The organism is Paenibacillus sp. GXUN7292, from assembly GCF_050864975.1.
GTDB lineage: Bacteria > Bacillota > Bacilli > Paenibacillales > Paenibacillaceae > Pristimantibacillus.
The window spans coordinates 78832-88276 of record NZ_JBOZWO010000030.1; the positions used below are offsets into that span (position 1 = coordinate 78832).

Genomic DNA, 9445 nt, shown 5'->3' on the forward strand with positions numbered 1-9445 from the left:
CTATAAAACGGAACTTTTCTACTACTTATGTAGTCTATAATAGAAGATAAGTAGAGATAGGAGAGTTGCAGAAGCTATGCAAAAAGAGTTTCACTTGGTAGGCCGTCGGATTGCCAGAACTGGAAAAAGAGTTATCGTTATTACTTTAGGGGCATTATTATTAACCCAGACTGCAGGAGAATTATTGCCGAGGCAATGGAATGTTTTAAGCATAGAGCAAGCGGCGGCAGCCAGCTCATTAAAGCAGGTGCAGCAGTCGATAATTACGTCAGGTGCCAAACGGATAGATTATACGTTTACGACAAAAAGAGGCAGCGCCAATGTTCAAACAGCTGTTCATGTGATCGAAGTAGATTTATCCAACCCCAACGTTGCATTAAATGCAATGAGTGGAAAAGGGAACAGCATCGCACAAAAAAATAACATAATGAATATGGTCAAAGAAAATAAGGCAGTGGCCGGTATTAACGGAGATATTTTCGTAATGGCTAATGATGGGGCGCCGTTAGGAGCGCAAGTTACAAGCGGCATGCTGCTGTCCAGCCCATCCAGGCAAAAAGGGATGTACGCTATTGCGATTACGAAGGATCGCAAGCCCGTTATAGATTCATATACCTTTGAAGGCATGGTAACAACCGATACCGGATTTACGTTTCCGCTGGAAGGTGTGAATCAATCTGCTTACTACCCGGAGGTAGAAGGCATTACATATAGTCATGTTGATGTGATGTATATGTATACGAGTGCTTGGGGAGGAGCTCAGCGTCCGAGCAATTCTGCAACCAAGCCGACAGAGGTGCTGGTCATTGACGGCATTATCGAAAAAATCTCGTATGAAACTCCGCTTGCAGATGCTATTCCTGAGAATGGATACATTTTGCGCACAAGCGGAAAAGCTGCAAAATTTGTTCGCGACAATTTGAAGATTGGTCAGGCGATTACGTCTGAGTATGCTTTAAAATCCAATACAACAGGCAAGGCGGTCGATCCGTCCAGCTTTGAGATGCTTATGGGCGGTCATACGCTGCTAGTTGATCAAGGCGCGCCATCGGCGTTTTCGCGCGACATATCAGGTGTTAGCGGCTCTTCATATACTTCCCGTTCTGCTATTGGATATTCCAAAGACGGAACTAAGGTGTATATGATTACTAGTGAGCGCAAAAACGGAAATACGGGTTTGAGCCTGAAGGAGCTGCAGCAGGCGATGGTTGAGCTCGGCGTCTATAAAGGTATTAACCTCGATGGCGGAGGTTCAACCACAATGATTGATCGCCCACTCGGCAGCTTTAACGTTCAACTTTCTCATCCAACGCAGGAGAATTCCATGCGCAGCGTTGCTAACGGCATTGGCGTATTCAGTCTGGCGCCGCAAGGCAAGTTGAAGGCGATGCTGGTCAGCGGTGATAATATGATGCTAGTAGGTCAAAACGCAAAGTTTAATGTCAGCGGTTATGATACTTACTACAATCCTGTTGCTATGGATCAGGTTGATGTCGTATGGTCTTCCGAAAAGGCTATTGGTACGTTGAACGGCAATGAATTTACAGCAACCAAAATTGGTCAAACCCATATTATTGCAACTGCTGGAGACGTTTCAGTAAAATATAAAGTGGACGTTGTCGGATCCGACCAAATCAAGTCCATGAAAATAAACGCCGGTTCGGCGTTGTTAGTGCCAGGCGCGACATTTAATGCACCAGTATCAGTAACTTTGAAAAACGGCAAGAGCTACACCTTGAACACCAGCGCTTTGGAATGGGAGTTTGTCGGATTTGAAGGTTCTTACAAGGATGGGCAAGTAACTGTACATTCTATCGAGCCAAACACGCAAATCGGCTATGCGATTGCCAGATATGATGGCTATGGCGCCATGATTCCATTGGCGAAGAGCGAGAGTGCAGATATGCTGGAAGATTTCGAAGTTTCTCGATATGCTATTACATCACAGGTCGCTCCTGCCGATACAACTAAAGGGTCAGTAAAACTTGTTACCGATCTTCCTGAGCAGAAATCAGGCAGAGCTTTGCAAATTTCTTATGACTTTACAAACAGTACAGGCACGAAAGCTTCCTATGCTGTATTTGGAAAAAGCGGCGGTATTACGTTGCCAGGTACACCAGGCGCTATGACGATGGATGTATACAGCGATAATAGCCGCAACTGGATGCGTGCCGAAATTGTAGATGCAGATGGCAAAATAAATTATGTGGACATTGCCAAGGAGCTTAACTGGAGCGGCTGGAAAAATGTCAGAATGAATTTGCCAAGCGGAATGAAATATCCAGTAAAGCTTAAACGTGTATATGTCGTACAGCTAGATGAGGCGGGCTCTAACAAAGCAGCAGCCGGCGCGGTCGCCATAGACAATATCCGCGTGCTGACAACGGCTGAAGTGGCTAATCCGCAAAATGCTAAAATCGAGATGCAGGTTGGCAATTCCACAGCTAAGGTCAATGGCAAGTCACTAAAGCTGGAAACAGCACCGCTATTGCAGAAAGGCACGACTTATGTTCCCGTACGTTTCGTATCCGAAGCGATGGGCTCAGAAATTGTGTATGAGCATAAGACAAGAAGAGTGACGGTTTTGCGAGGAAAGCAAATGCTCGAGATGAATATAGGCCAGAAGGAATATACGCTTAACGGCGTGCGTTATCAGTCAGAGGTTGCCCCATTTACACAAAACGGGCGCACCTTGATTCCGATCAGACTATTTTCTGAGCAGCTGGGATTCAAAGTGGAATATGAGCCTACAAACAAAAAAATTACCATTGAATAGCATAGACTCAGCTGTATAGGCTTGTGTTATTATAGAAATGGAAAACGTTATTCATAAAGGGGTGCCGATCAATTGGACCACCTTACTTTTGATTTAGACCGAGTCATCTCGAATGCTATAAAGGTAATGGAAGACAGCAAGTATCAAATATATGAAATTTGCGAATCCGCCCGCAAGGAGCTTGAGTCCTTAGAGCAAGAGCTGGAGCAGGTGCTTCAAGAAACGGTCACCATTATTGACAAGGTAGACCAGCTTGAAATGTCTTATCGGCATGCCCGAATCCGCCTGACAGAGGTGAGCCGAGATTTTGTGCGCTATACTGAGGCTGATATAAAAACAGCTTATGAAAAGGCGACCTTAATTCAGACAGAGCTTGCTATTTTTCGTGAGAAAGAGCACTATTTAAAGGCTCGCCGCGATGATTTGCAAAAGCGTGCGCGCAATGTCGAGCAATCGATTGAGCGCGCCGAAATGATCGCTTCGCAAATGAATGTCGTGCTTGAGTATTTGTCAGGAGATTTGAATCAGGTTACAAGAATTATTGAATCAGCCAAGACTAGGCAGCTGCTAGGTTTAAAAATTATTTTGGCTCAGGAAGAAGAGCGCAAACGAATCGCAAGGGAAATTCATGATGGTCCAGCCCAATCGCTTGCCAATATTGTACTTCGTACAGAGATTGCCGAGCGCATGCTCGTTAGGGAGCAATTTGAGCTTGTCCATCATGAGCTGATGGATTTAAAAGGGCAGGTCCGCTCCGGCTTGGAGGAAATTCGCAAAATCATATTTAATTTGCGGCCAATGGCGCTGGATGATTTGGGACTTGTGCCTGCTTTGCGCAAATTTACTCAAGACTTTGAAGAAAAGTCTAAAATCCATACAAAATACGAATTAGTCGGTAAAGAAATTAGATTGCCTTCGGCTATGGAGGCTGCTATTTTCCGTCTGGTGCAGGAAGCGTTCTCTAATGTACTGAAGCATGCCAGCGCAACTTTTGTAGTATTGGAAATTACGTTCAAGCCAGGACTTATCACGCTTATGATTCAAGATAATGGAGTTGGCTTTTCTATTAACAAGCTCGACAAAATATCGGCATCCTCGCAAAATTCTCATTTTGGAATTATCGGGATGCGAGAGCGTGTGGAACTGGTAAACGGAAAGCTAAATATTGATTCAATACGGGGAGAAGGTACGACAATTACTATAGATATTCCAACTACTACAGATGGTGGAAAGGAGAATGAAATGAATGAGCTTGAATCCAGATAGCAAGAAAGAAAAAATTAAAATCCTCTTAGCCGACGATCATCAATTGTTTCGCGAAGGGCTAAAACGTATTTTGAATATGGAGGATGATTTGGAGGTCATCGGCGAGTGCGGCGATGGCATTCAAGTGATGGAGTTCTGCAATCAAATCCAGCCTGAAATTGTATTAATGGATATTAATATGCCTGTCGAGACAGGGGTAGCTGCAACCGAGCGTCTTAAAACGATGTTTCCCGAAGTGAAGGTTATTATATTATCGATACATGATGATGAAAGCTATGTGTTCGAAGCTCTGCGTAAAGGAGCAACCGGTTATTTGCTTAAAGATATGGAAGCGGAATCGCTTATTAATGCAATTCGTTCAGTATCGCAGGGGCACTCCTTTATTCATCCAAAGGTAACTGGCAAGCTGATTAATCAGCTGCGCCGCATGACATACTTGGACGAGATGGGTGTCGCTGGAGGAGCAGCAGCAGCTCGTGAAAATGGCGTGAAATATATTGATAGCGAGGAAAGCCCGCTAACCCGCCGTGAAGCTGAAGTGCTGAGGCTGATGGCAGAAGGCAAGAGTAATCGTATGATTGGCGACCATCTGTTCATTAGTGAGAAAACAGTTAAAAACCACGTCAGCAGTATCCTTCAAAAAATGGAGGTAGACGACCGTACGCAAGCGGTTATCAACTCCATCAAATACGGCTGGGTTACCTTGAACTAGCAAAAGAAAGAGCAATTCTTGAATATTAGAATTTTCTACATTCTAATATTTTGGGAGTTGCTCTTTTTAGTTTATAATCACACCGGACATAAATGTCCCTTAGCCGACGAAAATGGTGTAAAAAAATTTGTAACAGACAAGGGTGACCGTTAAACGATAAAAACAAGCAATGAACGGAGTAAATTAAACTATAAGGGACCTTTTTGACCGTTATAATTCAAAAAATTGAAAAACAGGGTCCTAACGGTCGTTTATGACCGCAACAATCAGCATGCAGCGTGTCCGTCGCAGCCGCATCCGAAGAACCAAATTCGCTACATGTTCTTATATGTCATCAAGAAGCTGCGCATCCTTAGCAAGGATGCGCAGGGTATCTCTTAGAACTTGGTTAAATTACAGGGATTTTCTGCGTGCAAAAAGGGTTACGATGCCCGCCAATGTTACGAATGAGCCAATGAAGTAGTATGGCAACGCGGAAGTATCACCGGTTTTTGGAAGTTTTTCTAGAGGAACTTCCTCCTCATTCACAATTTCTCCCCCTGTTCCTCCGTTGTTATTTCCTGATCCGCTTGTTTCTTCTTCATGTTCTTCATATTCCACATCATCTGTGCCGGCTGGTACCTCCTCTTCATCGATAATTTCGATCACCTCAGTCGGACTAGGTGTAATGGTTGGACCAGGTGTGCTGGTCGGACTAGGCGTACTAGTTGGACTAGGTGTATTGGTTGGGCTTGGCGTATTAGTCGGACTAGGTGTGTTAGTTGGAGTCGGGCTTGGTGTCGGATCTGGCGTCGGGTCTGGTGTCGGTGAAGGTGTAGGGTCTGGTGTTGGCGTAGGTGTCGGCGTCGGTGTAGGTGTAGGTGTCGGCGTCGGTGTCGGTGTTGGCGTCGGCGTCGGTGTCGGCGTCGGTGTTGGCGTCGGTGTAGGTGTTGGCGTAGGTGTAGGTGTAGGCGTCGGTGTAGGTGTCGGTGTCGGTGTAGGTGTAGGCGTCGGCGTAGGTGTCGGTGTTGGCGTCGGCGTAGGTGTAGGTGTTGGCGTAGGTGTAGGTGTCGGCGTAGGTGTAGGTGTCGGTGTCGGTGTCGGTGTAGGTGTCGGTGTCGGTGTAGGTGTAGGCGTCGGCGTAGGTGTCGGTGTTGGCGTCGGTGTAGGTGTCGGCGTCGGTGTAGGTGTAGGTGTAGGTGTAGGTGTAGGTGTAGGCGTAGGTGTAGGTGTAGGTGTAGGTGTTGGTGTAGGTGTCGGCGTCGGTGTAGGTGTCGGTGTAGGTGTAGGCGTAGGTGTAGGTGTAGGTGTAGGTGTAGGTGTAGGTGTAGGTGTAGGTGTCGGCGTTGGTGTAGGTGTCGGCGTTGGTGTAGGTGTAGGTGTCGGCGTCGGTGTAGGTGTCGGCGTCGGTGTAGGTGTAGGTGTCGGTGTTGGCGTAGGTGTCGGCGTCGGTGTAGGTGTCGGCGTTGGTGTAGGTGTAGGTGTCGGTGTAGGTGTAGGTGTAGGTGTAGGTGTAGGTGTCGGCGTTGGTGTAGGTGTCGGCGTCGGTGTAGGTGTCGGCGTTGGTGTAGGTGTCGGCGTCGGTGTAGGTGTCGGCGTAGGTGTAGGTGTCGGCGTAGGTGTAGGTGTAGGTGTCGGCGTCGGTGTAGGTGTAGGTGTTGGTGTCGGCGTCGGTGTAGATGTCGGTGTAGGTGTAGGTGTAGGTGTCGGCGTAGGTGTTGGTGTCGGCGTAGGTGTAGGTGTCGGCGTAGGTGTTGGTGTAGGTGTAGGTGGTATACATGTACATATTGGCGTAGGCGTTGGCGTCGGAGTAGGTGTCGGAGCAGGGCATTTGTCTTTGCTCTTCACATTAATGGATGAGCTCTTCCCCCAATGTACCTGCATATGCTCAGTACCATTTGGATTTAGTGAAGGCATGGTGTATACCGAATTTCCTTGGATGGTTGTAGTAGTCCATTCACTATTTCCGGTTCCATTCAATTTCCATTGAACCTTAACTGCTACATTACTATGATTAGTAATTACCCATATCTTATTGCCTTGCTCATCACAAACTGCTTCGGCTGTAATAATCGGTGTATTGATCACTGCAATGGTTTCCGTTTTGTTTGCTTTTACGTTGATTTGCGTGGAGCTATTTAGTGTAGTCGTGAAGCCTGTCGAGGTGAGCTCTTTTAGATTGTAGCTGCCAGGAGCCAAATTGTTGAAGGTCAATTTTCCATTGCTATTCGTTTGGCCGCTAACTACGAAATTATTATTTTTCGTTAGCTCGAAGGTGACATCAGCGTGTGGAGCGCCTCTTTTTTCATACAAATATTTTTCTATTAATATATTGCCGCAGCCGGATGTTCTTTCAAACTGATAATTTATTGCAATTTTGCTGTTATTAATAATACTGTACAGGTTGTCCTGAGACGGTCCTGTATACAAAACCAGCTTAGTGTCTATGCAGGATGGCATTTGAATCGTTAATTCATAGTTCCCTTTTTTATCTACTTTTATAGTCTTATGCTCGAAAGGGCTTTGGCTGCTGGAGCTGTAATATTCAAACGATGAAAAGGTAACTTCAACGCAGTCTTTCGTGGTGGTAAAATAGGCTGTGGCAGTCCCGTCTCCATTCACCTTTATATAAGGCTTGGAGCCTTGCTGCTTTACATCGCTTTTACTTTTTGAATATTGTGTACAGCTCGCAGGCGGGTTTGGCGAACCTCCGCCGCCCTTGCCTGCAATTGCAAAATGTGCTGGGCCTAATGTCATTGACATGAACAGAGCTAGAACAAGTAAGAAAGCCCAATGTTTGCTGAAACGCTTCATCTCACTTCTCTCCTTTAATTAATTAGCTTAAGGCCTGCCGAAATATCCTCCTTTATCAAAATTTCCACCATATTATGTATATTTGTGTGAGTTATAAAAAATGATAGCAAAGACAATTTTTACAACAAGGGTATGAAATTGATAAGTATTGGTTGCTTGGATGGCATTTTGTCGGTAAGCTTCATCATTAATCTTTAAGTATTCAGCAAAAAAAGGCGATCTCTTAGGATCGCCGTTATGCATCAAATAAAGAGATGAAAAGCTTTATTAATCAAACGCCTGATTACCCTTGCTTTTTAGTCCTGCCAAACCAATTTGTCCAGCTCCTGTTACAGGCTCTCGCACGCCATCTACAGCAGGGTCAACATACGTATAAAACCATTGCTCCAAACTGTTTCTCATTTGCAGCTTGATATCCCTATACTTTTCATCCTTATCCAAATTAACTCTTTCCTGCGGATCAACGGTCAGATGATATAATTCATGCGGACCATAAGGATAACGGTGGACGTACTTCCATTCTTTACTGCGCACCATGCGTACAGGGCCATACTCATCAAAAATGACGATATGCTCTCTCTCGGGCATTCCTTCCCCTTTTAGAAGCTTATAAAAGCTTTTTCCGGGCATTCCTTTTACTTCGGAGCGTTCAACCGATGCGCATTCCAGCAGAGTAGGCATGACATCATATCCGCTAAGCATAACATCGGTAACCTCATTAGCTTTAATGACTCCTGGCAGGCTGAATATAGCTGGAACTTTAACCGACGAATCATACATATTTTGTGGATAGGTGCCATTTCCTTTTCCCCAAAACCCATGCTGTCCGCAGCTAAAGCCGTTATCGCTCATAAAGCAGACAAGGGTGTTGTCACGTATGCCAAGCTGCTCCAGCTTATTCAGCAATCTGCCAATCTGCTCATCCATCGCAGTAATAGAGGCGTAATAGCCCTGCAAATTAGCGCGTACATCATCGCCCCATGGAGGATTAGGTATTTTCCACGGGTGTTCCTCCTCCTGCGGACAGCTCTCGAAGCTGCAATCCTGATACATTGCTGTAAAGCGTTCTGGATGATTATTCACCCAGGGACTATGGGGCGCCGTATAATGCACACTAATATAGAAGGGCTGTTGGTCTGCATTAGGACCGTAACGATCTAAAAAGGCCAGGGCATCATCTGTAATTACATCAGTTATATAGCGTTCTTCCCGATACAATTGGCCATCACGGATCATAGGTGCTCCGTAATAAGGACCGCCGCCGCTTTGATGCGCAAACCAATGAGTAAAGCCGTCAGCAGGAATCGCGTTATCGTCGATATGCCATTTGCCGCTCAGACCGCATATATAGCCTTGCTCAGCAAGAAGAGCCGCGTATGTAGTTTCTTGCTCCAAATATCGAATTGTATTCCTTTCGCCTTCCGGTTCCTTAATCCAGTCATGCACGCCATGCTGGGACGGAATACGTCCTGTCATTAGAGAGGCTCTTGCTGGGGAGCAAACAGGCGATACGCAGAAAAAGTTGTCGCAGCGCATGCCGGTTGCCGCTAGCTGGTCTAGATTAGGCGTTATGATCTCCTTATTGCCAGCACAGCCCATGGCCCAGGCACCTTGATCATCTGACAATATAAATACGATATTAGGACGTTTGCTGCCAAGCTGGTTCATCTATCTCACCCCTAAGTAGTGCGTCCTTGTATAAGGACGGGAGACTTGTTTGATTGATATATAGGAAATTATAGGTTTCGCCTTATACCTGTTCTTATATTTCATCGGTAACGTCCCAAGGACGGCGGAAGTCGTTTATTGTTGAAGATAAAAATTTTTATACACTTGTTCTTATATCTTATCTTTAAATACGCTCGTCAAAGGCAAACCGTAGTTGGTGGTGGAAAGCG

Annotated in this window: 6 protein-coding genes and 1 pseudogene; 4 read left to right on the forward strand and 3 right to left on the reverse strand. The window is 45.6% G+C overall.

Annotated features, from left to right (window positions below):
* Window positions 1-76: 76 nt before the first annotated feature.
* The 3 genes from ACRRU2_RS20985 to ACRRU2_RS20995 all read left to right on the forward strand — a co-directional run bounded on the left by ACRRU2_RS20985 (window position 77) and on the right by ACRRU2_RS20995 (window position 4754).
* A complete protein-coding gene (locus ACRRU2_RS20985; protein WP_432504733.1) occupies window positions 77-2776 on the forward strand; it encodes a stalk domain-containing protein in 2700 nt (899 codons plus the stop codon).
* Window positions 2777-2848: 72 nt separating this feature from the next.
* On the forward strand, window positions 2849-4042 hold the full coding sequence (locus tag ACRRU2_RS20990; RefSeq protein WP_331697714.1) for a sensor histidine kinase: 1194 nt from the start codon (window positions 2849-2851) through the stop codon (window positions 4040-4042).
* The gene (locus tag ACRRU2_RS20995) at window positions 4023-4754 is read left to right on the forward strand and encodes a response regulator transcription factor (protein ID WP_331697713.1); all 732 of its coding nucleotides are present in this window, start codon (window positions 4023-4025) and stop codon (window positions 4752-4754) included. The genes ACRRU2_RS20990 and ACRRU2_RS20995 overlap by 20 nt, the downstream gene beginning before the upstream one ends.
* A gap of 393 nt (window positions 4755-5147) precedes the next feature.
* On the opposite strand, the gene ACRRU2_RS21000 is transcribed toward ACRRU2_RS20995, so the two are convergent.
* Window positions 5148-5354, reverse strand: coding sequence for an LPXTG cell wall anchor domain-containing protein (locus ACRRU2_RS21000; RefSeq protein ID WP_432504744.1), 207 nt, complete (start codon window positions 5352-5354; stop codon window positions 5148-5150).
* Between the two features lie 67 nt (window positions 5355-5421).
* Here ACRRU2_RS21000 and ACRRU2_RS21005 point away from each other — a divergent pair, with 67 nt between their 5' ends.
* Complete coding sequence (locus tag ACRRU2_RS21005; RefSeq protein ID WP_432504746.1) at window positions 5422-6723, forward strand: hypothetical protein; 1302 nt, start codon at window positions 5422-5424, stop codon at window positions 6721-6723.
* A gap of 101 nt (window positions 6724-6824) precedes the next feature.
* On the opposite strand, the pseudogene ACRRU2_RS21010 reads toward ACRRU2_RS21005, so the two are convergent.
* Both ACRRU2_RS21010 and ACRRU2_RS21015 read right to left on the reverse strand, forming a co-directional pair.
* Window positions 6825-7547 (reverse strand): annotated as a pseudogene (locus tag ACRRU2_RS21010) (prealbumin-like fold domain-containing protein); the annotation flags it as partial.
* A 267-nt stretch (window positions 7548-7814) separates the two neighbouring features.
* Window positions 7815-9215 (reverse strand): sulfatase-like hydrolase/transferase, encoded by a 1401-nt coding sequence (locus ACRRU2_RS21015; protein WP_432504736.1) that lies wholly within the window; start codon window positions 9213-9215, stop codon window positions 7815-7817.
* Window positions 9216-9445 lie beyond the last annotated feature (230 nt).

Bases quoted from the DNA above. Each gene is read 5' to 3' on its own strand.
- ACRRU2_RS20985 (WP_432504733.1), top strand. From the start codon at position 77: ATGCAAAAAGAGTTTCACTTGGTAGGCCGTCGGATTGCCAGAACTGGA.
- ACRRU2_RS21015 (WP_432504736.1), bottom strand. From the start codon at position 9,215: ATGAACCAGCTTGGCAGCAAACGTCCTAATATCGTATTTATATTGTCA.
- ACRRU2_RS21005 (WP_432504746.1), top strand. From the start codon at position 5,422: ATGGTTGGACCAGGTGTGCTGGTCGGACTAGGCGTACTAGTTGGACTA.
- ACRRU2_RS20995 (WP_331697713.1), top strand. From the start codon at position 4,023: ATGAGCTTGAATCCAGATAGCAAGAAAGAAAAAATTAAAATCCTCTTA.